Raw genomic sequence first — 24,335 nt, forward strand, 5'->3', positions numbered from 1 at the left:
TCAACCTCCGCCGGGCATGGCCCGGCGCTATCGTGCATGATTCCCGCGATGACCGTTCCCGCTGCCCGCCTGTCCAGCTTCTACCTGTTCTATTACGCGGCGCTGGGCGCCTTCACGCCGTACTGGAGCCTGTTCCTGACCGCGCGCGGGATGAGCGTCACCGCCATCAGCGTGATGATGGGCCTGTGGTACGCCACCCGCGTGATCGCGCCCAGCACCTGGACCACGCTGGCCGCCGCCTCGCCGCGCCCGATCCGCCTGCTGCGGCTCGGCTGCGTGCTGACGCTGCTCAGTTTCGCCGTGTTCCTGCTGCCGCTGCCGCAGCCGTGGATGTACCCGGCGATGGTGGTGTTCTGCTTCTTCTACAACGCGGTGATGCCGCAGTTCGAGTCGATCACCCTCACCCACCTGGGCAGCGACAGCCACCGCTATGGGCTGATCCGTGTCTGGGGTTCGCTGGGCTTCATCGCCATCGTCACGCTGTTCGGCTGGCTGATCGAAGGCGATGGCAGCGGCAACCGCGCCGGGCTGCTGCCATCGATGATGCTGCCGCTGTTCGCCCTGCTGGTGGTCTCGGCCTTCAACAACCAGTACGCGCGCGATATCGGCAAGGCCGAGGGCGATGCCAGCGGCTTCTGGCAGATCGTGCGCCGCCCGCCGGTGCTGGCGTTCTTCCTGGCCGCCTTCATGGAACAACTGTCATTCGGGCCGTACTACACGTTCTTCTCGGTCTACATGGACCACCACGGCTACCGCACTTCCACCCTCGGCCTGCTGTGGACCATCGGCGTGGTGTTCGAGGTGGGCGTGTTCTTCACCATCGGCCGCTTCTTCCGCCGCTACGACGCCAGCTGGATGCTGCTGATCGCGCTGGTCAGTTCCTGCCTGCGCTGGGCGGTCACCGCGCTGTTCCCGGAAAACCTGCCGGTGATGCTGGTGGCGCAGACCGCACACGCGCTGGGCTTCGCCGCGTTCTTCGCCGCGGCCATGCAGATGCTGGCAACTTACTTCCCCGGCCGCCTCAACGGCCATGGCCAGGGCCTGCTGTACGGCTTCTCGTCCGGTGTCGGCGGCGTGCTGGGTGCCCTCATCGCCGGCCAGCTGTGGACCATCGACAACGGCCGCACCGCGTTCCTGGCCGGCAGCGGCTTCGCCCTGATCGGCGCCCTGTTGTGCTTCTTCGCGCTGAGCCTGCCGTTGATCCGCGCGCGACGCCGCGTCGCCCGCGCGGAGTGAACCCCATGCCCGTTTCAGGGCTGGCGCAGGACTTTCTGCAGTGACGGCAGCAGCACGCGGTTGCCATAACCACTGACGTGGTCGCCATCGAAGTACAGCGGCCGGCCATCGCGCTGTGCCGGGCACAGGGAGTCATCACACAGCACCGGCAGCGGGTCCCACATCACCGCACCCGGCAGGCCATCAACCACCTGCTGCAGGCTGCCGAGCATGGGCGCACGCAGCGCCTCCATGTCCGCGCGGGTGCTGACCAGTCCATTGCGGCAGACTTCATTGTCGGCGTTGAACGCATCCGAACACCGATATGGCGGTGCTGGCAGCACCGGCTTGGGTGCCTCCATCACGATGCGCACGCCGCGCTCGGCCAATGGCTTCCATTGGGCGATCGCCTGGGCTACCTCTGCGTCACGGCCTGCGGCCGCCTCCGGCGTGCGTTCTCCCGCGAGCTGCGCCGCGGCATCGAACAGCACGAACTGGTCGGACAGGCGCGGAACGCGAAGTGACACCAGCACCACCACATCGCCGGGCTGCGCCCTCTGGCTGATGTCGGCGAACACGGCCGCGTCGAAGGCTTCGCAGCCTGCGCCCGCTCCGCGCCACTTCTGCAGGCTGACCTGCGGGCAGCCCCCTCGGCCATACAGCGACACCTGCGCACCGGAATCCAGCGCCAGCCGCTGCAGCAGCTCGATGTAGGCCATGGCATGCGAATCGCCGGCCACGAACACACGGGCGGGTGCGGCCGCGGGGACAGGGCGATCACAGCGCCCGCGCGCGTAGGTGCGGGCACTGCCCCCTTCGAAGCGATGTTTGCCGGTGACCAGCGCGCACTCCGGGAAATCATCGGCTACGCTCCTGCTGCTGGCGTACCAGTCCGCTGCATTGCGGCTGACGGTGCTGAATGACAGCAGCGATGCCTGCGAGTACAGCAGCATCTGCAGGGCGCCGGCCAGCAAGAGCGCGGCAGCGCCACCGGCCACCCAGCGCAGCGACGTCGCGCGCGGCGCCAGCGATCCACGGAAGGGCTGTTCCACCCAGCGCCACGACAACCAGGACAGCAGCGCCACCAGCAACGTCGCCGAAAGCATCTGCAGCGGTGTTTCCAGGCCTACGGTCCAGCGCATCAGCACGAACACCGGCCAATGCCAGAGGTAGAGCGAGTAGGACAGCAGGCCGATGCGACGCATGGGCGCGCTGGCCAGCACGCGGCCGATCCAGGCCTGCGGATGGTGGTGCAGCGACCACAGCAGGCCCGCCGTGGCGAATGCCGGCAGCAGCCCATCGGGCCACGGTGAGTGTCCAGCGCGCGCGGTCCACAACGCCCAGCCCAGCAGGGCCAGCGACAGCGCGGCCAGCAGCGAGAACACCCACGCACCACGGGCCAGCGAGCGCTGGGTCAGCCGGTCGAGGGATGCGCGCACATGCAGCAGCTGGAACAGCAGCACGCCCACGCCCAGCTGCCACAACCGCGTGGTCGTGGCGTAGAACGCCCAGGACGGCGGCACGTCGCGCAGGCCCAGCACCGCCGCATGCAGCAGCGATGCCGCGCTGACCAGCAGGAACAGGCCCAGACTCAGCCCGCGCCCACGTGCGCCCCGTGCCCAGGCCAGGAACAACAGCGGGAACAGCAGGTAGAACTGCTCTTCCACGCCCAATGACCAAGTGTGGGTATAGGGATTGAACTCGGCCTTGGGCGCGAAATAATCATTGCCGACCGCGGCCAGCACCCAGTTGCTGAGGCCGAAGAAGGCCATCAGGCCCGTCTTGTCACTGGCCTCGCTCAACCACGATTCGGGAATGAACAGCACGCTGGCCACTGCAGTGACCAGCAGGCAGGTGACCAGGGCCGGGGCGATACGGCGGATGCGCCGCGCATAGAAGCGCAGCATCGAAGCACCCAGCGACAGTGGCGGCAGGCGATGCACCGACGCACTGACCACGAAACCGGAAATGACGAAAAACACGTCCACGCCGGTGAACCCGCCCGGCAGCCAGGCCGGGTCCAGGTGAAATACGATCACCGCCAATACGGCGATCGCGCGCAGTCCATCGATGTGCGGTACGTAACCGCGACCTGCCTCAGCCGTCATCCTGACCCTCCCACGACCGCCACGCCGGCGGACGTGGCAGCCACTAAATCCTTTACCAGACCAAATCGTCCGGCACCTGGAACTGCGGGTCCGCGTACGGATCTTCCTCGGCGGGCGCGTTCGGATCGACCTTCAGCGCCACCGACGCGGCGAACACCGCCTCGGACTGCGCCAGCAGCTCGGCGGTCACCAGCAGGTAACGGCCGTTGAGCTGGACCACGCCCAGCTCACCCGCATTGAGTGCGGTCAGCTGCGCGGCGGTCACGTAGATGCGCTTGATCTTGCCGCCATACGGGAAGTGGCGGGCGATGTCGGCCGCCTCGTCATTGAGGCCCTTGTCCTTCAGCAGTTCTTCCAGCTTGGCCTTGGCCTCGCGGCGCTGGCGCGCTTCTTCCTGCTTCAGGCGCTCGGTCTCGATGCGCTCTTCCTTTTCCTTCTGCGCGCGGATGGCGTAGGCCTTGGCCAGGTCCATCTCTTCGGCCGTACGCGGCTTGCGCGGGCCCTGCTGGCCCGGGCCACGCGACTGGCCGGGCTTCCCGGGCTTGCCGGGGCCGCCATTACCGTGGCCACGACGCTCGCCAGGCGTGTGCTCGCCCTTGCCAGCGCCCTGCGGCTTTCCATTGCCATTGCCACCCTTGCCCTGCGGGCGGCCATCACGGCGGGGGCCATCATTCTTGCGTTCGGGCTTGGGTGCCGGCTTGAAGCCCAGGCCCATCAGCTGCTCGCGGAGGGTATCGCTCATAGGAATCAGATCAGTAGTGCGGCGGCGGCGGTTCGCTCGCCGGATCAGAAGAATGCAATGCATTGCGGACCTTGCCCAGGTCTTCCAGCAGCACGCGCAGCACATCGGCATTACGGCTGCCCTGCATGCGTGCATCGGCCAGCGCATCGCTCAATTCGGCCAGCGCGTGTTCCTGGAAGGACACGCGCATTTCCAGTTCGACCAGGCGCGCTTCCAGCGCCTGCTCGCGTTCACTCGATAAATCAGACATGCAACGAACGTCCCCGGCCAATGCCGTAGTAAGCCAGACCGGCAGCCTCGACCTCGGACGGGTCGTACAGGTTGCGGCCATCAAACACCACCGCGTCCTGCAGCTGCGAATGCAGCGCCTGGAAATCGGGGCTGCGGAACTGCTTCCACTCGGTCACCACGACCACCGCATCGGCGCCCTGCAGTGCGTCTTCGACACTGCTGCAGAACACCAGGTCGTCGCGCGGGCCAAAGATGCGCTGCGCTTCATGGGCGGCTTCCGGGTCGTAGGCACGCACGTTCGCACCGGCGTCCCACAACTGGGCCAGCAGGCGGCGGCTGGAGGCCTCGCGCATGTCGTCGGTGTTCGGCTTGAAGGCCAGGCCCCACACCGCGAAGGTCTTCCCGCGCAGGCTGGCGTCCGCGCCGTAGTGGCGCTGGATGAGCTCGAACAGGTGGCCCTTCTGCGCCTCGTTGACCGCTTCGACCGCGTCCAGCAGCTTCGGCGCCAGGCCGTACTGCTGCGCGGTGCGGGCCAGCGCCTGCACGTCCTTGGGGAAGCACGAGCCACCGTAACCGGCGCCCGGGTAGATGAAATGCCAGCCGATGCGCGGGTCCGAACCGATGCCCTGGCGGACCTGCTCGATATCGGCGCCAACACGCTCGGCGATGTTGGCCATTTCGTTCATGAACGAAATCTTGGTGGCCAGCATCGCGTTGGCTGCGTACTTGGTCAGCTCGGCCGAACGCACGTCCATTTCCACCACGCGGTCGTGGTTGCGGTTGAACGGTGCGTACAGGCGGCGCATGACCGCCACCGACTCGGCGCTGGAGGCGCCGATGATGATGCGGTCGGGGCGCATGCAGTCCGCGACCGCATCGCCTTCCTTCAGGAACTCGGGGTTGGACACTACGTCGAAGGCGATGTCCGCGCCACGCGCAGCCAGCTCTTCAGCGATCGCCGCGCGCACCTTGTCGGCGGTGCCCACCGGCACCGTCGACTTGTTGACCACCACGGTCGGCACGCTGATGTGCCGACCGATGGTGCGGGCCACGGCCAGCACGTACTGCAGGTCGGCGCTGCCATCCTCGTCCGGCGGCGTGCCGACGGCGATGAACACCACCTGCCCGTGGCCGATGGCCGTTGCGGCATCAGTGGTGAACGCCAGCCGCGATGCGGCATGGTTGGCCTTCACCATCGGCTCCAGGCCCGGCTCGTAGATCGGGATGACGCCCTGGTTGAGGCCATCGACCTTGGCCTGGTCGATGTCCACGCAGACGACCTGGTGGCCGGCATCGGCCAGGCAGGTCCCTGTCACCAGACCGACGTAGCCGGTACCGAAAATCGCAACGCGCATGTCCGTGCTGACTCCTGGCGGCTTACGGCAGGACGCCCAGCAGCTCGACGTCGAAGGTCAGTGCGGCGTTCGGGCCGATCGGGCCACCCGGGGTGCCGTTCTCGCCATAGGCCAGGTCGCCCGGGATCCAGAAGCGGTACTTGGAGCCGACCGGCATCAGGGCGACGCCCTCGGTCCAGCCCTTGATGACCTGGTCCAGGCCGAATTCGGCCGGGCCACGACCGGCGGAGCTGTCAAACACGGTGCCGTCCAGCAGCTTGCCTTCGTAGTTCACGCGCACCTTGCTGGTCGGCAACGGGCGCTCGCCGCTACCCGGGCGGATCACCTGGTATTGCAGGCCCGAGGCGGTGGTCACCACGCCCGGCTGGGTCTTGTTCTTGGCCAGGAATGCATTGCCTTCCTGACGGTTGGTCTGCGCGGCCTGGGCGGCCTTGGCCTGCATTTCAGCCTGCTTGGTGCCCATGAACGACTGGATGGTCGCGGTCGCGTCCGCTTCGGTCATCTTCGGCTGGCCCTTGGTCAGGCCGGTGCTGATCGCTTCGAACAGCGAGGCGGTGTCGATGTCGTCCTTCAGCTGGGCCAGCGACGGGCCGACCGAGTACGCACCGATCATCTGCGCGACCTTGACGCGGTCGACCTTGGCCGGCTGCGAGCCCGGGGCCATGCCCGGAACCTCCTGGCCGTTGCGGGCCATCACGACCTGGCGCAGGGCCGCATCGGTGGCCTTGGCCTGGTCCTGGGTGATCTGCGGCTGCAGGCCTTCGAACGAACGCTCGACGGCGGTACGCAGGGCAGCCACGTCGATTTCATCGGCGATCGGCGCGAACGACTTGGCCACATCCAGACCGATGGCATAGCCGAGCTTCTGCTTGGGGGAATTCAAGGTTGCGGTCTCCTTGGCGGCCGCCGGTGCGGCCGGTTGTTGCGACAGGGCGACACCGGAGGTGCCCATCGCCAGAATCAGAACCGACGCCGCTGCGCCGCGCATTCCCATCTTCATTCGCTGCATTCCTGGAAGTGTCTGGGCGCCGACGTCGGCGCGAAACGATCATTGTCGCACGCACGCCGGAGATGTCGAGGCGTGCGCGCTTTCATTCAATGCACGGCCGGTGCAGCCAGTGCCTTGTCGATGGCCGCCTTCAGCTGCGGATCATCCGGGGTGACCTTGCTGGCGAACTGGGCGATGACCTTGCCATCGCGGCCGACCAGGTACTTGTGGAAGTTCCAGCCCGGGGCGACGCCAGTGGCGGCGGTCAGGCGCTGGTACAGCGGCGTGGCCTCCGGACCGGTGACGTGCACCTTCTCGAACATCGGGAACTTGACGCCATAGGTCAGTGTGCAGAAATCCTGGATCTGCTTCTCGTCGCCGGGCTCCTGGCCCTTGAAATCATTCGACGGGAAGCCGAGCACGGCAAAGCCCTTGCTGGCGTACTGCTTGTGCAGCGCCTCCAGGCCTTCGTACTGCGGGGTATAGCCGCACTTGCTGGCGGTGTTGACCACCAGCAGCACCTGGCCGTGGTAGCGCTTTTCCAGGTTGACCTGCTGCTTGCCGGCCAGTGGGCGGTAGCTCACATCAAGCAGGTCGGCGGCCAGGGCGGTGGCCGAGCCGGCCAGACCGAAGGCCAGGACGGTCAACAGGGACAGGCCGCGGAGGCGGCGCGGGAAAGCAGTCGGCAGAGGCATGAGGGTCATTCCGCAGTAGCTGTTTCAGGGCTCCGGCCAGCTCGGGCCGGGAATCGGCCGAACTATAGCACCGGGGCCCGGAGCGCCTGCCGATGCAGGCCCGGCCCCACTTTGCATGGCGTGGCGGCTGCCGCCGGAACACCCGGCCAGCGCACCATCGATGACATAGCATCGATGTTGCTGAATGGAAGCAGGCCGGATCGTGCTGGCTGTGCGGCGCCTGTTTTCCATTCAGATCAATCACTTGAGGTGATATTTCGAAACTGTGACCACCCCTGCCATCAGTTGGGTGGAAGCGGGGCTTGCACGACAGCGTGCCGGTGTTATAGTTGCATACAACACCAGTCACCTGAGACAGGGGGAAACCATGAACATCCGGATGCGACACCGCCATACCGCCCCAGCGGTCACGGCCGTCTCGACGTTGTTGGCCCTGCTCTGGCTGGCCCTGCCGGCGCCACCGGCACCCTCCTCCCCCGACACCCCGCAGGACGCAGCACCCTTCACGGCCGGGAACGCCGAACCCACTCCCCCTCCCCCGCGTCGGCTGCACAGCTCCCTGTCCATGCCGTACTTCTCGTTCGCACAGCCGCTGACCCCACGGAGCTGAACATGAGCGACATCCAGTGGAGCGACGGCGCTCCCATCTACCGCCAGCTGAAGGAGCGCGTGATCGCCATGATGCTCGACGGAATCCTCAAGCCGGGCGACGCCCTGCCTTCGGTGCGCCAGGTGGCCGCCGACTACCAGCTCAATCCCATCACCGTTTCGCGCGCCTACCAGGAACTGGCCGATGAAGGCCTGGTCGAGAAGCGCCGCGGCCTGGGCATGTTCATGACCGAGGCGGCCGCCACGCAGCTGCGCAGCAGCGAGCGCGAGCGCTTCCTCAATGAAGAATGGCCGGCCGTCCTGGAGCGCATCCAGCGCCTGGGCCTGAGCCTCGACGAATTGCTGCCCCAGGGGAAGATCTGATGAGTACCGTAGCAAGCGACGCCGTCATCACCGCCAAGGGCCTGCGCAAGGCCTACAAGAACACCGTTGCCCTCGACAACGCCAGCTTCTCCATTCCGGCAGGCCGCATCGTCGGCCTGATCGGGCCCAATGGCGCCGGCAAGACCACCGCACTGAAGGCCATCCTTGGCCTGACCTCGGTGGAAGGCGAGCTGTCCGTGCTGGGCCGCGACCCGCGCGTGCACCGCGATGAACTGATGAAGGACATCTGCTTCATCGCCGACGTGGCCGTGCTGCCGCGCTGGCTGAAGGTGCGCGAGGCCATCGATTTCGTGGCGGGCGTGCACCCGCGCTTCGACCGCGCCCGCTGCGAGCGCTTCCTGGCCAACACCAAGCTGCAGCCGAAGCAGCGCGTGCGCGAGCTGTCCAAGGGCATGATCGTGCAGCTGCACCTGGCCCTGGTGATGGCCATCGATGCCCGCGTGCTGGTGCTGGACGAGCCGACCCTCGGCCTGGACATCCTGTACCGCAAGGAGTTCTACCAGCGCCTGCTGGAGGACTACTTCGACGAGCAGAAGACGATCATCGTCACCACCCACCAGGTGGAAGAGATCGAGCACATCCTCAGCGACGTGATGTTCATCCGCGATGGCCGCGTAGTGCTCAGCGCGGAAATGGACGAGGTGGGCGAGCGCTACACCGAACTGCTGGTGGGTGCCGACCAGCTGGACAACGCCCGCGCACTGAAGCCGATCGACGAGCGCAGCCAGGCCTTCGGCAAGACCGTGCTGCTGTATGACGGCGTGCCGCGCAGCCAGCTTTCCACCCTGGGCGAGACCCGCAACGCGGGCCTGGCCGATCTGTTCGTCGCTGTCATGAAGGGGACCTACGCATGAATGCCGTCAACCATCCGGTCAGCCCCGCAGGCACCCTGCGCTGGCTTCTCAAGCGCGAATACTGGGAAAACCGCGGCGGCTTCTTCTACGCACCGCTGATCGCCGGCATCGTCTCGCTGCTGATGAGCGCTGTGGGCATCGGCCTGGGCCTGTTCGCCCTGCACCGCGCCGCCCGCGACGGCGGCCTGCACGTCGACGGCGAGAACGTGAACATCAACGGCCTGGACCTGGGTCTGCTGACCCAGAAGATCAGCGCCAAGGACATGGCCGACCTCGGCAACGGCCTGGACCTGACCTTGCTGCTGAGCTCTGCCTGGCCCTTCCTGGTGCTGGCCTTCGTGGTGTTCTTCTACTGCCTGGGCGCCCTGTACGACGACCGCCGCGACCGCAGCATCCTGTTCTGGAAGTCGCTGCCGCTGTCGGACACCCAGACCGTGCTGTCCAAGGTGATCAGCGCCCTGATCGTGGCACCGCTGGTGGCTACCCTGGCCGCCGTCGCCACCATGTTCGGCTTCCTGCTGATCATCAGCATCGTCGCCATCACCCACGGCGGCAGCGCGACCACGCTGATCTGGGGCCCGGCCAGCCCGCTGACCCTGAGCGCCGGCCTGCTCACCGCCATCCCGGTGTACGCGCTGTGGGCGCTGCCGACCGCCGGTTGGCTGCTGCTGTGCTCGGCCTGGGCCAAGAGCAAGCCGTTCCTGTGGGCGGTCATGCTGCCGCTGTTCGCCGGCATCATCGTCAGCACCACCAGGCTGATGCATGTGTTCGACATGACCACCGGCTGGTTCTGGCAGCACATCGTCGGCCGCCTGCTGCTGGGCACGGTGCCGGGCGTGGACCTGGTCTACCGACTCAGCGCGACTGACAAGGCCAGGAACGTCGAGTCGCTGGCCGCGCTGATGAGCCCGGCCGAGCAGCTGAAGACCCTGGCCATGCCCGACCTGTGGATCGGTGCAGCGTTCGGCGTGGCCTTCATCGTCCTGGCCATCGTCCTGCGCAAGCGCGCCGGCGAAATCTGATCCCTTTCCGGAGAGACCACCATGCGTACCCTGCTCGCCTGTAGTGCCCTGTTGCTGCTGTTGCCGCTGTCGGTGCAGGCCGCCGACGCACCGAACTGCAAGTTCTCCGCGCCGCGTTCGCTGAAGCTGGACGCGGCCGGTGCCAAGGCCGTGGTGTTTGAGGTGAACCAGCACGACCTGAAGGTGATCGCCAATGCCGGTGGCGGCCAGCTGGACGGCCGCGCCTGCGCCTCGGACAAGAGCTGGCTGGACCAGCTGGTGCTCGACCAGCGCCGCGAAGGTGACAAGCTGGTGGTCAGCCTGCGCCGCGACGGCCGCAGCGGCCTGAGCATGGGCAACAGCTATGCGTGGCTGGACATCCGCGGCAGCGTGCCGGACAACCTGCCGCTGCAGTTCCGCATCGGCTCCGGCGATGCCAGCATCGACAACGCGCAGTCGCTGAGCATGGACGTGGGCTCCGGTGATGGCATCGCCCGCGGCACCCGCGGCAGCGTCCACGCGGCGGTCGGCTCGGGTGACCTGGACATCGAGGGCGCCGCATCGCTCAACCTGCTCTCGCTGGGCTCGGGCGACGTCAAGGCCCGCACCATCGGTGGCGACGCCGTGGTCGGCACCGTCGGTTCGGGCGACCTGAAGATCAGCGACGTGCGCGGCAACGCCCGCCTGGAGACGGTCGGCTCGGGCGACGTCGACTTCCGCCAGGTGAAGGGCAACGTCGAGATCGGCGTGGTCGGTTCCGGCGACGTGGACATCGACCAGACCGGTGGCAACGTGCACGTGCGCAGCCACGGCTCGGGCGACATCACCGTCACCGGCGCCGGCGGCAACCTGACCGTCGACCACAGCGGCAGCGGCGAGGTCCGCCACCGCGACATCGGCGGCAAGGTCACCCTGCCGCGCGGCAAGTGAGCCATCCATCCATTGCCTTGAGGGGAACGCCATGAACCTGCTGCGCCTGATGCCTGCCGTCCTGCTGTGCCTGCCGCTGATCGCCTGTGGCGGCACCTCGTCCTCGTCGTCCTCCAGCGATGCTTCCGCCACCGACACCTCACCGGGCAAGGCCGTGGCCGATGCCACCGGCGAGATCGGCAAGAGCGTCAAGGAAGCCACCGACAAGGCGCGCGAGGAGATCGCCAAGGGCAACATCAAGATTTCCTCCGACAAGCAGCCCCGCGCCGAGATCACCCCGGATGGCCGCTTCCTGATTGCCGGCAAGGAAGTAGAGACCACACCGGCGCAGCGTCGCCAGCTGCTGGACTACCGCGGCCATATCGCCGGCATCGCCCAGGACGGCATGGAGATCGGCGTGGCCGGTGCCAAGCTCGGCGCCAACGCCGCCAGCGAAGCGATCAAGGGTGTTTTCAGTGGCGACACCGACGGCATCGAGAAGCGCATCAATGCCGAGGCCGAGAAGCTCGAGGCCCAGGCCAAGCAGCTGTGCAACCGCCTGCCGGCGATGCTGGCCAGCCAGCAGGCGCTGGCCCGCGACCTGCCGGCGTTCCAGCCCTACGCGAACATGGACCAGTCCGACATCGACGACTGCGACACCAACAAGGTCGTCAACCGCTGAGCCTGTGACATTTCGCCGCACCTGGCCGGCAACCTGACCCGTCGCCGGCCGCGCCGGGGCGCCCGGGCTTACAATGGCCGCCCCCGATGCACCCGATTGAACCGCCATGAAGAAGCTGTTGCTGCTGCTGGTCGCCCTGCTCTGCCTGGGCCTGGCCGGCTGCGACCAGGACTACCGCAACCACCGCGCCGAGCGCGGCAAGCCCAAGATCTCCGTCAGCGAAAGCATGGTGACCGTGCGTCGCCAGCCGGCGCCGAACATCATCATCCTGCCCGACGGCACGATGAAGGTGGATGAGATCCAGATTCCGCTCAACGATGGCCAGCGGCAGACGCTGCAGACCCTGTTCGGCAAGCTGCAGGTGCTGCGCCAGAACACCCTGGTGGCCGCCCCGGCCGACCCCGACATGCAGCCGGTGAAGATCCAGCCGCCGGAAGGCATGGAGGTGATTCCGCCGGACCTGGTGCAGACCATTCCGGAGTTCAAGGACTACACCGAGACCTTCGGCAACATCGTCGCCGACCGTCGCTGAAACGAAAAACGCCGCCTCGAAGGGCGGCGTTTTCGTTTATCCGGCAATCCGCCGGGCATGGCCCGGCGCTACCCGGTCACGCGATCAGCCGCCGGCGCCACCGCCACCGGCCTGGATGCCACCAGCGGTCAGCGCGGTCGGATCCAGCAGGCGGCGCAGCTCGGCCTCGTCCAGGCCGCTGTCCTGCAGCGCCACATCCAGCACCGGGCGCTGTTCCTTGTAGGCGCGCTTGGCAATCGCCGCGGCCTTCTCATAGCCGATGATCGGGTTCAGCGCGGTTACCAGGATCGGGTTGCGGGCCAGGGCTTCGGCCACGCGGTCCTCGCGCACCTTCAGCCCGGCGATGGCGCTGTCGGCCAGCAGGGTGGACACGTTGGCCAGCAGGCCGATGCCATCGAGCAGGTTCACCGCGATCAGCGGCAGGGTCACGTTGAGCTGGAAATTGCCGGTCTGCCCGGCCACGGTGATCGCGGTGTGGTGGCCGATCACCTGCGCGCAGGCCATCACGGTCGCCTCGGGAATGACCGGATTGACCTTGCCCGGCATGATCGAGCTGCCCGGCTGCAGGGCCGGCAGTTCAATTTCGCCCAGCCCGGCCAGCGGACCGGCATTCATCCAGCGCAGGTCATTGGCGATCTTGATCAGGGCCACCGCCAGCGCATTGAGCTGGCCGGACAGTTCCACGGCATCATCCTGCGATGCCAGGCCTTCGAACTTGTTGTCGGCGCTGTCGAACTTGAAGCCCGTCTGCTGCTTGAGGGCCTTGGCCACCTGCGCGCCAAAGCGCGGGTCGGCATTGATGCCGGTGCCGATGGCGGTGCCACCCAGCGGCAGGCGACGCACGCGCTTGAGGCTGTCCTCGATGCGCTCCTGCGCCGAGGCCAGCTGCGCCGACCACGCACCAAACTCCTGCTCGAAGGTCAGCGGCATCGCATCCATCAGGTGGGTGCGGCCGGTCTTGACCACCTTGCGCAGGCTGCGGCCCTTCTTGTCCAGGGTTTTGCGCAGGTGCACCAGCGCCGGCAGCAGCTGCTCGTGCACGGCCAGCACCGCCGACACGCGCAGTGCGGTCGGGATCACGTCATTGGAGCTCTGCCCCTGGTTGACGTGGTCGTTGGGATGCACCGCGGTCTTGCCCGCCTTGCCGGCACGGTTGGCCAGGGTGGCGATGACCTCGTTGGCGTTCATGTTCGACGAGGTGCCGGAGCCGGTCTGGTAGACATCGATCGGGAAATGCGCGTCCCAGTCACCAGCCGACACTTCGGCGGAGGCCACCTGGATGGCCTTGGCGACGACCGTGGGCAGGTGCCCCAGCTCGGCGTTGACGCCGGCGGCGGCGCCCTTCACCAGGCCCAGGGCACGGATGAAGCCGCGCGGCATGCGCTGGCCCGACACAGGGAAATTCTCGACGGCGCGCTGGGTCTGCGCACCCCACAGGGCGTCAGCGGGCACCTGCAGCTCGCCCATGCTGTCGTGTTCGATACGGAACGTGGAAGTTCCACCCTTGCTTGCAGCTTTGCTCATTGCATCGACTCCGCACTACTTCTGTTGGGGAAAGGGAAGCGGCGGCTGGCAGCGGGTCGCTTCCCGGGGCTGGCGGCTGTGCCAACGATACTCCCTTGTCCGAAGCATGGGACGCCGCCGATGGGTTGCACCATCCGATCGGTAGCGCCGGGCCATGCCCGGCGAGCGCGAAGCGCGGCAGCCCGCAGCGTCGTAGAATATGGCCCCCGCCGCTCGCCCCAGCCCTGCCGACATGTCCGATTACGCCCTGCTCGCCCTGTCCCCGCTCGATGGCCGTTATGCCGGCAAGGTCGATGCCCTGCGCCCGATCTTCTCCGAGTACGGCCTGATCAAGGCCCGCATCACGGTCGAGGTCGAGTGGCTGCTGGCCCTGGGCGCCGAGCCGGGCATCGTCGAACTGGCCGCGTTTTCCGAGGCCGCCACCGCCCGCCTGCGCGCCCTGGCCGCCAACCTCACCCCGGCCCAGGCCGCGCGCGTGAAGGAGATCGAGCGCACCACCAACCATGACGTCAAGGCGGTGGAGTACTTCATCAAGGAACAGCTGAAGGACGACGCCGAGCTGGCCCCGGCGCTGGAATTCGTGCATTTCGCCTGCACCAGCGAGGACATCAACAACCTCAGCTACGGCCTGATGCTGGAACAGGCCCGCCGCGAAGTGCTGCTGCCGAGCCTGGACGGCATCGCCGCCACCCTGCGCACCCTGGCCCACGCCCAGGCCGCACAGCCGATGCTGTCGCGCACCCACGGCCAGACCGCCTCGCCGACCACCCTGGGCAAGGAGCTGGCCAACGTGGTCGGCCGCCTGGAGCGCCAGCGCCGGCAGATCGCCGCGGTCGAGCTGACCGGCAAGATCAACGGTGCGGTGGGCAACTACAACGCCCACGTCGCCAGCTACCCGGCGGTGGACTGGCCGGCCTTCGCCGAGCGCTTCGTGACCAGCCTGGGCCTGGTGTTCAACCCGTACACCACGCAGATCGAGCCGCACGACAACATCGCCGAAATCGGCGATGCCGCGCGCCGCGCCAACATCATCCTGATCGACCTGGCCCGCGACATCTGGGGCTACATCTCGCTGGGCTACTTCAAGCAGCGACTGAAGGAAGGCGAAGTCGGTTCGTCGACGATGCCGCACAAGGTCAACCCGATCGATTTCGAGAATGCCGAGGGCAACTTCGGCATCGCCAACGCGCTGTTCGAGCACTTTAGCGCGAAGCTGCCGATCAGCCGCTGGCAGCGTGACCTGACCGATTCCACGGTGCTGCGTGCGCTGGGCACCGCCTTCGGCCACGGCCAGGTGGCGCTGGATTCGCTGGCCAAGGGCCTGGGCAAGCTGGAAGTGAACCCGCAGCGCCTCGATGCCGATCTGGACGCGGCCTGGGAAGTGCTGGCCGAGGCCGTGCAGACGGTGATGCGCCGCCACGGCCTGCCGAACCCGTACGAGCAGCTGAAGGCGCTGACCCGTGGCCAGGGCATCACCGCGGAGTCGATGCGGGCGTTCGTGGAGACGCTGGCGCTGCCGGAAGATGCCAAGCAGTCACTGCGTGAGATGACCCCGGGGAGTTACACGGGTCTGGCTGAGGCGCTGGCGAAGAAGATCTAAGGGGTTTTCCTTGCGGCGGCGGCCGCGTGCGCTGCCTGCGGCAGGCAAAGGCAACGGCAACGGCAACATAAACGTCAAGAGCGGCTCTGGATTGCTGCTAGCTGGGTGGGGCAGGTTCCGGTGACGGATCGAAGAGCGTTGGGTTGTCGGGACGGAATTTGAAAGAGGGACGCGGCTTCGCCGCGCCTCTCTTTGTTTTTCGGCGCTGTTGTAGAGCCGAGCCTGTGCTCGGCTGCTCTTCGCATGGACAATGGCAAGCCGAGCGTGGGCTCGGCTCTACACGAGCAAGCGCAGCGCGCGACCCGCGTTGCCTTTGCTTTTCTTCTTCCATTCCGTGGCGGGCCGCGCAGGAAACTGTCAGGGGCCGGGCGGGTGGGCTGCGCGGGGGCGTGAGCCGCATGGATGCGGCGACCGAGCTTACATGGACGTACTTGCAGCGTCCCCCGCGCGGCCCACTCGCCCGGCCCAGCCCATGAAGCCGGTCGACTAACAGTCGAGCCCAAAACACCGCCACGAGGGGCTCCGCCGCTGGCCGGAACCCCGCGACAAAGCACCGCACGTGCGCAATCCCAACGAACGTCGGACAATGGACCCCTCGGCGGCCCGCCACGCCGCCCCTCCCGCTTTCCGCTGCAAGGAATCCCCCATGGCCGCCCGCAAGTCCACCGCTCCCCTCATCGAAATCACCGCCCGACCCGGCAAGCCGCTGGGCATGGCCCCGGCCACCTTCCTGCGCGACTTCTGGCAGAAGCGCCCGCTGCTGATCCGCAACGCCTTCCCCGATTTCCGGACCCCGGTGCAGCCGGAAGACCTGGCCGGGCTGGCCTGCGAGGAAGGCGTGCTGGCGCGCCTGATCCAGCACGACAAGGCCCAGGACGGCTGGCGCGTGCGCAGCGGCCCGTTCCAGGAAGACGTGTTCCCCGCCCTGCCCGACCACGACTGGACCCTGCTGGTGCAGGACGTCGACAAGTGGGACCCGGACGTGCGCGCGCTGATCGAACACTTCAACTTCCTGCCGCGCTGGCGCATGGATGACGTGATGATCAGCTTCGCCGCCACCGGTGGCTCGGTCGGTGCCCACGTCGACCAGTACGACGTGTTCCTGCTGCAGGCCCACGGCCACCGCCGCTGGCAGATCGACGCCAGCGAATCGATCAAGGGCAAGCGCCCGCCGCTGGGCTTCCGCCCGGACGTGGAACTGAAGCTGCTGCAGGTGTTCAAGCCCACCCACGACTGGGTGCTGGCGCCGGGCGACATGCTGTACCTGCCGCCGAACGTGCCGCACCACGGCGTGGCCGAGGATCCCTGCCTGACCTTCTCCTTCGGCATGCGCGCGCCGGCCTCGGCCGAGCTGATCAGCGACTACCTGGACACCCTCATCGCTGATGCCGACGAGAACATCCGCTACCAGGACCCCGACCTGAAGGTGCCGGCCGACCCGAACGAAATCGACACGGTGGCGATGGCGCGGGTGATCACCGCGCTCAACGCCATCCGCATGAACGACCCGGAGAAGCTGGGTGACTGGTTCGGCCGCTTCATCACCACCTACCGCGCAGCGGGCGAAGTGATGGCCCACCAGGCCGCTCCGGGACCGGAGGAAGTAGTCCAGGCCCTGGCCTCGGGCCTGCTGCTGCAGCGCCACCCGTGGGCGCGCCTGGCCTGGCGCCGGGCCAAGCGTGGCGCCAGCCTGTATGTCAGCGGCCAGGATTTCGCCCTGCCGGTGAAGGACGCGCAGCGCCTGGCCGGTGCCGAGCAGCTCGACGCGGCGGCCTACCGTGGCCTGTCCGACAAGGGGCGCGTGGTGCTGCAGCAGCTGCTGGTCGGCGGCGTGTTCCAGCTGATCGACCCGAACGAGGTGTTTGACGCCGAGGACGAGGACGAAGGCGAGGACGCCGCGGTGCTGGGCGAAGTGATCGAGGGCCACGATCAGGTGGCCGAACTCGACGACGAAGTGGTCTCCGACGACGTGCACACCGTGACCGTCCACGACGACGGCATCGAGGTCATCGTCAACTTCGAAGACCACGACGAAGACGACAGCGACGCAGGTCGCGCCTGAGCCATGGCCACGATCCGGGTCCAGCAGGTCAGCCACGCCGACGCCCACGTCGCCATCCACGACGTGCGGCAGCGGGTGTTCGTGCAGGAGCAGGGCATCGCCGCCGAACTGGAGCGTGATGCGCTGGATCCGGTCTGCGCCCACGTGCTGGCCCTGGACGCCGACGGCCAGCCCGTCGGCACCGGCCGCCTGGCCCCCGATGGCCGCATCGGCCGCATGGCGGTGCTGGCCAGCCTGCGCAACCAGGGCGTTGGCGAGGCCCTGCTGGAGGCGCTGGTGCAGGCCGGCCGCCAGCTCGGCCTGGCCGAGGTGCACCTGCACGCGCAGCTGTCGGCGCGTGATTTCTACGCCCGCCGGGGCTTCCTGCCCGAAGGCGATGTATTCGAGGAGGCCGGCATCGGCCACCAGCAGATGCGCCTCCGGCTGGGCGTGGCCAGTGCCATCCACAGCCGCGCCGAGGCAGTGGCCATCACTACGGCCATCATTCACCGCGCCCGTCGCCAGCTGTGGCTGCACAGCCGCCAGCTCGACCCCGGCCTGCTGGATGCGCCCCCGGTGCAGGCGGCCCTGCGCCGCTTCGTGACCGCCCGCCACGACAAGCAGCTGCGGGTGATCGTGCACGATGCGGCCGCGATTGCCGCTGCCGGCTCCCCGCTGCTGGCCCTGGCCCAGCGCCTGCCAAGCGTGATCCAGTTCCGCGAGGTCAGCGATCCGACCGACCGTGCGCTGGCCTCGGCCTGCCTGGTCAATGACGCGGGCGACTTCTACTTTCGTCTTATCGGCCACCGCCTGGACGGCGAAGCCGGGATCGCGCTGCCCGCACGTTCGCAGCCGTTCGAGCAGCAATTGCAGCGCGTCTGGGACCGTTCGCGCGATTGCAGCGAACTGCGCGCGCTCGGCATCTGAGCGCGCTGTCCCGGACAAACCTGTCTGGGAGCGACACCGGGGGACGCGCAATGCCGCTGGCGGTGCCCCTTCGTGTCCGGATGGGGGTACAATTTGGCCGTTTGAACGCGCCCGTGCAGGGCTATTCATCTTCCTGCAGGGTCCTTCTGAAGCCATACCCCACAAAGCGAATCAGCACCCTCCATCGTGGACAATCAACTGAAGCAGTTTGCGCAATCTTCGCAACTCGCCGGCGGCAACGCCTCCTATGTCGAGGACCTGTACGAGCAGTACCTGGTCTCCCCGGATAGTGTCGATCCCAAATGGAAAACCTACTTCGACGGCTTCAAGGGCCGTGAAGCAGGCGACATTCCGCACTCGGCCGTCATCTCCCACATTGCGGACGCGGCCAAGGATGCGCTGAAAGCCGGCACCGGCACGGGTGCAGGCGACGAGCGTGAGCGCAATGTCGGTCGTCTGATCACTGCCTACCGTTCGCGCGGCCACCTTGATGCACGCCTGGATCCGCTGGGCCTGACCGCGCCGGTCAACACCCCGGACCTGGGCCTGCCGTTCCACAGCCTGTCCGACGGCGATCTCAACAGCGAGTTCAGCACCGGCGGCGTCGGCGGCCAGCCGCGCATGAAGCTGCGCGACCTGCTGGCGCGCCTGAAGGCGACCTACACCGGCTCGATCGGTGCAGAGTTCATGCACATCGCCGAAGTCGAGCAGCGCCAGTGGATCTACAAGAAGCTGGAACTGGCCGGTGGCAACTACCAGCTGGACGCTGACACCCAGCGCCGCACGCTGGAGCGCCTGACCGCCGCCGAAGGCCTGGAGCGTTACCTGCACACCAAGTACGTCGGCCAGAAGCGCTTCTCGCTGGAAGGCGGCGACTCGCTGATCCCGATGATGGACACCATCATCCGCAGCGCCGGCAAGGATGGCGTCAAGGACGTGGTCGTCGGCATGGCCCACCGTGGCCGCCTGAACGTGCTGGTCAACACCCTCGGCAAGAACCCGCGCAAGCTGTTCGACGAGTTCGAAGGCAAGTTCGAGCACGACGAGCACGCCTCGGCCGGCGACGTGAAGTACCACATGGGCTTCTCGGCCGACGTGGCCACCGACGGTGGCCCGGTGCACCTGGCGCTGGCGTTCAACCCCTCGCACCTGGAAATCGCCGACCCGGTCGTTGCCGGTTCCGTGCGCTCGCGCCAGGAGCGCCGCAAGGACACCGCCCGCAAGCAGGTCATGCCGATCCTCATCCACGGCGACGCGGCCTTCTCCGGCCAGGGCGTGGTCATGGAGCTGTTCCAGATGTCGCAGGCCCGCGGCTTCGCCGTCGGCGGCACCGTGCACATCGTGGTCAACAACCAGGTCGGCTTCACCACCTCCAACCCTCTGGATACGCGCTCCACGCGCTATGCCACCGACGTGGCGAAGATGATCGCCGCCCCGGTGCTGCACGTGAACGGCGATGATCCGGAAGCGGTCGTGTTCGCCGCGCAGCTCGCCTTCGAGTTCCGCCAAAAGTTCGCCAAGGACGTGGTCATCGACCTGATGTGCTACCGCCGTTGGGGCCACAACGAGGCTGACGAACCGGCGATCACCCAGCCGCTGATGTACCAGGTGATCCGCAAGCACCCGACCACCCGCGAGCTGTACGCCGAGCAGCTGGAAAAGGCCGGCGTGATCGCCGCCGGCGCCGGCAAGGCGATGGTCGATGCGTACCGCGACAAGCTGGACGGTGGCGAAGTGACCACCGAACTGGCCAAGGTCGAGAAGACCCCGCCGACCAGCCCGCTGTTCGTCGATTGGCCGAAGCTGCTGGAAGGCAAGCTGTCCGATGAGATCTCCACCAAGGTGGACAAGGACAAGCTGGTCGAGCTGGCCAAGCTGATCAACACCGTGCCGGAAGAAGTGCAGCTGCACTCGCGCGTGTCGAAGGTCTACGACGACCGCCGCAAGATGGCCGCTGGCGAGATCCCGGGCGACTGGGGCTTTGCCGAGAACCTGGCCTACGCCACCCTGCTGGACGAGGGCAATGCCCTGCGCCTGGTCGGCCAGGACGTCGGCCGCGGCACCTTCACCCACCGCCACGCGATCCTGCACGACCAGAAGACCGACAACTACTACCTGCCGCTGCGGCAGCTGGTGGATTCGCCGGAGAAGGCCACCATCATCGATTCGCTGCTGAGCGAAGAAGCGGTGATGGCCTACGAGTACGGTTTCTCGACTACCGATCCCAACACCCTGTGCATCTGGGAAGGCCAGTTCGGCGACTTCGCCAACGGCGCCCAGGTGGTGATCGACCAGTTCATCGCTGCCGGCGAAGCCAAGTGGGGGCGTATCACCGGCCTGACCCTGCTGCTGCCGCACGGCTATGAAGGTCAGGGTCCGGAACACAGCTCGGCGCGCCTGGAGCGCTTCCTGCAGCTGTGCGCGCTGGAGAACATGCTGGTCGTGGTTCCGTCCACCCCGGCACAGGCCTTCCACATGCTGCGCCGCCAGCAGCACCTGACCACCCGCAAGCCGCTGGTGGTGATGTCGCCCAAGTCGCTGCTGCGCCACAAGCTGGCCGTGTCGACCCTGGACGAGCTGGCCAACGGCGAGTTCCAGCACCTGATCGGCGACGCCAATGCCGATGCCAAGAAGGTCAAGCGCGTGGTGCTGTGCTCCGGCAAGGTCTACTACGACCTGCTGGAAGACCAGACCAAGCGTAGCCAGGACGACGTCGCGATCATCCGCGTGGAACAGCTGTACCCGTTCCCGCGTGCGCTGCTGGCTGCCGAACTGAAGAAGTACGGCAAGGCCACCGACGTGGTGTGGACGCAGGAAGAACCGCAGAACCAGGGTGCGTGGTACCAGATCCGCCACCACCTGCAGTTCTGCCTGGCCGATGGCCAGAACCTGCACTACGCCGGTCGCGCACGTTCGGCTTCGCCGGCTGCCGGTCACATGGCTGACCACGTCCGCGAACAGCAGCAGCTGGTCGCCGATGCACTGGTCAACCCGTTCAACGACACGTTCGCTGAATAATTCCTCCCCCTATTTAGAAGACAAACCAGGAAGCTCCCGCAATGGCCACCGAAGTCAAAGCCCCGGTACTGCCCGAATCCGTCGCCGACGGCACCATCGCCACCTGGCACAAGAAGGTGGGCGACGCCGTCAAGCGCGACGAAAACCTGCTTGACCTGGAAACCGACAAGGTCGTCCTGGAAGTGCCGTCGCCGGTCGATGGCGTGATCAAGGAGATCAAGTTCAAGGAAGGCGACACCGTGACCTCCAGCCAGGTCGTGGCGATCATCGAAGAAGGCGCCGTGGCGGCTGCCCCGGCTCCGGCCGCTGAAGCCGCTCCGGCTGCAGCCGCTGCCCCGGCCGCCGCTGCCCCGGCCGCTGCCGCCGCTCCGGCCCCGGCTGCCAAGTCGGCTGCCGACACCCTGCCGCCGGGTGCCCGCTTCACCGCCATCACCGAAGGCGTGAACCCGGCTGACGTCGACGGCACCGGCCGTCGCGGCGCCGTGACCAAGGAAGACATCGTCAACTTCGCCCGCAACGGCGGCGCCGGCAAGGCCGGTGGCGCACGTCCGGAAGAACGCGTGCCGATGACCCGCATCCGCAAGCGCATCGCCGAGCGCCTGATGGAGTCGAAGAACTCCACCGCCATGCTGACCACCTTCAACGAAGTCGACCTGTCCAAGGTGTCGGCCGCGCGCAAGGACCTGCAGGACGAGTTCGTCAAGGCACACGGCATCAAGCTGGGCTTCATGAGCTTCTTCGTGAAGGCCGCTGCCAACGCCCTGCAGCGCTTCCCGCTGGTCAACGCCTCGATCGACGGCGACGACATCATCTACCACGGCTATTCGGACATCTCGATCGCCGTGTCCACCGAGAAGGGCCTGGTCACCCCGGTCCTGCGCAACGTCGAGCGCATGTCGTTCGCCGACATCGAAAAGACCATTGCCGACTACGCCAAGAAGGCGCGTGACGGCAAGCTGGGCCTGGACGAACTGCAGGGCGGCACCTTCACCGTGACCAACGGCGGCACCTTCGGTTCGCTGCTGTCGACCCCGATCATCAACCCGCCGCAGAGCGCCATCCTGGGCATGCACGCCATCAAGGAGCGTCCGATCGCCCAGAACGGCCAGGTCGTGATCGCGCCGATGATGTACCTGGCCCTGTCCTACGACCATCGCATCATCGATGGCAAGGACTCGGTGCAGTTCCTGGTGGACATCAAGAACCAGCTGGAAAACCCGGGCCGCATGCTGTTCGGCCTGTAAGAGACCTCCCGCCCCTCCGCGCCCGCGCGGAGGGGTTCTGGTAATGCATCAAGGAATAATTCAATGGCTGAACAATTCGACGTCGTCGTCATCGGTGCAGGCCCGGCCGGTTACCACGCTGCCATCCGCGCGGCACAGCTGGGCCTGAAGACCGCCTGCATCGACGCAGCGCTGGGCAAGGACGGCAAGCCGGCCCTGGGCGGCACCTGCCTGCGCGTGGGCTGCATCCCGTCCAAGGCGCTGCTGGATTCCTCGCGCCAGTTCTGGAACATGGGCCACATCTTTGGCGACCACGGCATCAGCTTCAAGGATGCCAAGATCGACGTCGAAGCGATGGTTGGCCGCAAGGACAAGATCGTCAAGCAGTTCACCGGCGGCATCGCCATGCTGTTCAAGGCCAACAAGGTCGCCACTTACTACGGTTTCGGTGAACTGCAGCCGGGCAACGTGGTCAAGGTGAAGCAGCACGACGGTACGGAAGTCGAGCTGAAGGGCACCAATGTCATCATCGCCGCCGGTTCGGATTCGATCGAACTGCCGTTCGCCAAGTTCGACGGCGACACCATCGTCGACAACGTCGGCGGCCTGGACTTCACCGAAGTGCCGAACCGCCTGGCGGTGATCGGCGCCGGCGTGATCGGCCTGGAACTGGGCAGCGTGTGGAAGCGCCTGGGCGCTGAAGTCACCATCCTGGAAGCACTGCCGGAATTCCTGGCCGTGGCCGACGCCGAAGTGGCCAAGACCGCTGCAAAGGAATTCAAGAAGCAGGGCCTGGACATCCGCCTCGGTGCCAAGGTCTCCAAGACCGAGATCACCGGCAAGGGCAAGAAGAAGGAAGTCGTTGTCACCTACACCGACAGCGAAGGCGAGAAGACCCTGACCGTGGACAAGCTGCTGGTGGCCGTCGGCCGTCGCGCCGCCACCAAGGGCCTGCTGGCCGAAGGCACCGGTGTCAAGGTCAACGAGCGTGGCCAGATCGAAGTCGACGCGCACTGCCACACCGGCGTCAACGGCGTCTGGGCGGTCGGCGACTGCGTGCGCGGCCCGATGCTGGCGCACAAGGGCTTCGAGGAAGGCATCGCGGTTGCCGAACTGATCGCCGGCCTGCCGGGCCACGTCAACTTCGACACCATCCCGTGGGTCATCTACACCGAGCCGGAACTGGCATGGGTCGGCAAGACCGAAGCCCAACTGAAGGCCGAGGGCGTCCCGTACAAGGCCGGCAGCTTCCCGTTCGCCGCCAACGGTCGCGCCGTGGCGATGATCGAGCCGGCAGGCTTCGTGAAGATCCTGGCCCACGCCGAAACCGATCGCATCCTCGGCATGCACCTGGTCGGCGCCAACGTCTCCGAACTGGTGCACGAAGGTGTACTGACGATGGAGTTCAGCGGTTCGGCCGATGACTTGGCCCGCATCTGCCACGCCCACCCCTCGCTGTCGGAAGTGGTCCACGACGCGGCGATGGCGGTCAGCAAGCGCGCCATCCACAAGGCGAACTGATCTGCATCATGGCCCGCCGGCAACGGGTTCATGCTGATCCGGATGCGCCGTTGTAGAGCCGAGATCCTATGTTCGTGGTCAAGCCTGTTGGAAGCAGGCTTGGCCTACCTTCAGCATGGCTGGGTCGAATTCCTTGCCACTCTTGAATACGCCCCACGCAATCCTGGCCAGTTTTC

The 24,335-nt window shown here is 66.9% G+C and carries 20 protein-coding genes; 13 read left to right on the forward strand and 7 right to left on the reverse strand.

Annotated features, from left to right (window positions below):
• Nucleotides 1-48: 48 nt before the first annotated feature.
• Complete coding sequence (locus FJU31_RS12665; protein ID WP_150455063.1) at nt 49-1,236, forward strand: MFS transporter; 1,188 nt, start codon at nt 49-51, stop codon at nt 1,234-1,236.
• A 14-nt stretch (nt 1,237-1,250) separates the two neighbouring features.
• Here the strand turns inward: FJU31_RS12665 and FJU31_RS12670 are convergent, their stop codons facing one another.
• The 6 genes from FJU31_RS12670 to FJU31_RS12695 form a co-directional block, all read right to left on the reverse strand.
• Nucleotides 1,251-3,323 carry an acyltransferase family protein gene (locus tag FJU31_RS12670; RefSeq protein ID WP_150455064.1) on the reverse strand — a complete coding sequence of 691 codons (2,073 nt, stop codon included), beginning with the start codon at nt 3,321-3,323 and terminating at the stop codon, nt 1,251-1,253.
• 52 nt (nt 3,324-3,375) lie between these two features.
• The gene (locus tag FJU31_RS12675; protein ID WP_150455065.1) at nt 3,376-4,065 is read right to left on the reverse strand and encodes a DUF2058 domain-containing protein; all 690 of its coding nucleotides are present in this window, start codon (nt 4,063-4,065) and stop codon (nt 3,376-3,378) included.
• Nucleotides 4,066-4,075: 10 nt separating this feature from the next.
• Complete coding sequence (locus tag FJU31_RS12680; protein WP_150455066.1) at nt 4,076-4,315, reverse strand: SlyX family protein; 240 nt, start codon at nt 4,313-4,315, stop codon at nt 4,076-4,078.
• A complete protein-coding gene (locus FJU31_RS12685; protein WP_150455067.1) occupies nt 4,308-5,651 on the reverse strand; it encodes a UDP-glucose dehydrogenase family protein in 1,344 nt (447 codons plus the stop codon). Before FJU31_RS12685 ends, FJU31_RS12680 begins: the two co-directional genes overlap by 8 nt.
• A 22-nt stretch (nt 5,652-5,673) precedes the next feature.
• Nucleotides 5,674-6,651, reverse strand: coding sequence for an FKBP-type peptidyl-prolyl cis-trans isomerase N-terminal domain-containing protein (locus tag FJU31_RS12690; RefSeq protein ID WP_150455068.1), 978 nt, complete (start codon nt 6,649-6,651; stop codon nt 5,674-5,676).
• 95 nt (nt 6,652-6,746) lie between these two features.
• On the reverse strand, nt 6,747-7,334 hold the full coding sequence (locus FJU31_RS12695; protein ID WP_108770710.1) for a glutathione peroxidase: 588 nt from the start codon (nt 7,332-7,334) through the stop codon (nt 6,747-6,749).
• A 612-nt stretch (nt 7,335-7,946) separates the two neighbouring features.
• Here FJU31_RS12695 and FJU31_RS12705 point away from each other — a divergent pair.
• The 6 genes from FJU31_RS12705 (at nt 7,947) to FJU31_RS12730 (ending at nt 12,305) form a co-directional block, all read left to right on the forward strand.
• Nucleotides 7,947-8,306, forward strand: a complete 360-nt coding sequence (locus tag FJU31_RS12705) for a GntR family transcriptional regulator (protein ID WP_150455070.1) — start codon at nt 7,947-7,949, stop codon at nt 8,304-8,306.
• Entirely contained in the window at nt 8,306-9,181 is an 876-nt protein-coding gene (locus FJU31_RS12710) for an ABC transporter ATP-binding protein (RefSeq protein WP_150455071.1), read from the forward strand. Before FJU31_RS12705 ends, FJU31_RS12710 begins: the two co-directional genes overlap by 1 nt.
• The gene (locus FJU31_RS12715; RefSeq protein WP_150455072.1) at nt 9,178-10,203 is read left to right on the forward strand and encodes a hypothetical protein; all 1,026 of its coding nucleotides are present in this window, start codon (nt 9,178-9,180) and stop codon (nt 10,201-10,203) included. Before FJU31_RS12710 ends, FJU31_RS12715 begins: the two co-directional genes overlap by 4 nt.
• Before the next feature lie 21 nt (nt 10,204-10,224).
• Nucleotides 10,225-11,112, forward strand: a complete 888-nt coding sequence (locus FJU31_RS12720; protein WP_150455073.1) for a GIN domain-containing protein — start codon at nt 10,225-10,227, stop codon at nt 11,110-11,112.
• Nucleotides 11,113-11,143: 31 nt separating this feature from the next.
• The gene (locus FJU31_RS12725) at nt 11,144-11,773 is read left to right on the forward strand and encodes a hypothetical protein (protein WP_150455074.1); all 630 of its coding nucleotides are present in this window, start codon (nt 11,144-11,146) and stop codon (nt 11,771-11,773) included.
• Between the two features lie 106 nt (nt 11,774-11,879).
• Nucleotides 11,880-12,305: a hypothetical protein gene (locus FJU31_RS12730; RefSeq protein WP_150455075.1), complete on the forward strand. Its 426-nt coding sequence runs from the start codon at nt 11,880-11,882 to the stop codon at nt 12,303-12,305.
• An 84-nt stretch (nt 12,306-12,389) separates the two neighbouring features.
• Here the strand turns inward: FJU31_RS12730 and FJU31_RS12735 are convergent, their stop codons facing one another.
• The gene (locus FJU31_RS12735; RefSeq protein WP_150455076.1) at nt 12,390-13,829 is read right to left on the reverse strand and encodes a class II fumarate hydratase; all 1,440 of its coding nucleotides are present in this window, start codon (nt 13,827-13,829) and stop codon (nt 12,390-12,392) included.
• 232 nt (nt 13,830-14,061) lie between these two features.
• Between FJU31_RS12735 and purB the strand changes: the two genes are divergently transcribed.
• The 6 genes from purB to lpdA all read left to right on the forward strand — a co-directional run bounded on the left by purB (nt 14,062) and on the right by lpdA (nt 24,159).
• Entirely contained in the window at nt 14,062-15,429 is a 1,368-nt protein-coding gene (purB, locus tag FJU31_RS12740) for an adenylosuccinate lyase (protein WP_150455077.1), read from the forward strand.
• A 646-nt stretch (nt 15,430-16,075) separates the two neighbouring features.
• The gene (locus FJU31_RS12745) at nt 16,076-17,491 is read left to right on the forward strand and encodes a ribosomal protein uL16 3-hydroxylase (protein WP_150455078.1); all 1,416 of its coding nucleotides are present in this window, start codon (nt 16,076-16,078) and stop codon (nt 17,489-17,491) included.
• A gap of 3 nt (nt 17,492-17,494) precedes the next feature.
• Nucleotides 17,495-18,397, forward strand: a complete 903-nt coding sequence (locus tag FJU31_RS12750) for a GNAT family N-acetyltransferase (RefSeq protein ID WP_150455079.1) — start codon at nt 17,495-17,497, stop codon at nt 18,395-18,397.
• Nucleotides 18,398-18,583: 186 nt separating this feature from the next.
• Nucleotides 18,584-21,415 (forward strand): 2-oxoglutarate dehydrogenase E1 component, encoded by a 2,832-nt coding sequence (locus FJU31_RS12755; RefSeq protein ID WP_150455080.1) that lies wholly within the window; start codon nt 18,584-18,586, stop codon nt 21,413-21,415.
• Between the two features lie 41 nt (nt 21,416-21,456).
• The gene (gene sucB / locus FJU31_RS12760) at nt 21,457-22,659 is read left to right on the forward strand and encodes a dihydrolipoyllysine-residue succinyltransferase (protein ID WP_108746993.1); all 1,203 of its coding nucleotides are present in this window, start codon (nt 21,457-21,459) and stop codon (nt 22,657-22,659) included.
• A gap of 63 nt (nt 22,660-22,722) precedes the next feature.
• On the forward strand, nt 22,723-24,159 hold the full coding sequence (gene lpdA, locus FJU31_RS12765; protein ID WP_150455081.1) for a dihydrolipoyl dehydrogenase: 1,437 nt from the start codon (nt 22,723-22,725) through the stop codon (nt 24,157-24,159).
• Nucleotides 24,160-24,335: the final 176 nt, after the last annotated feature.

Source organism: Stenotrophomonas cyclobalanopsidis, from assembly GCF_008710035.1.
Lineage (GTDB): Bacteria > Pseudomonadota > Gammaproteobacteria > Xanthomonadales > Xanthomonadaceae > Stenotrophomonas > Stenotrophomonas cyclobalanopsidis.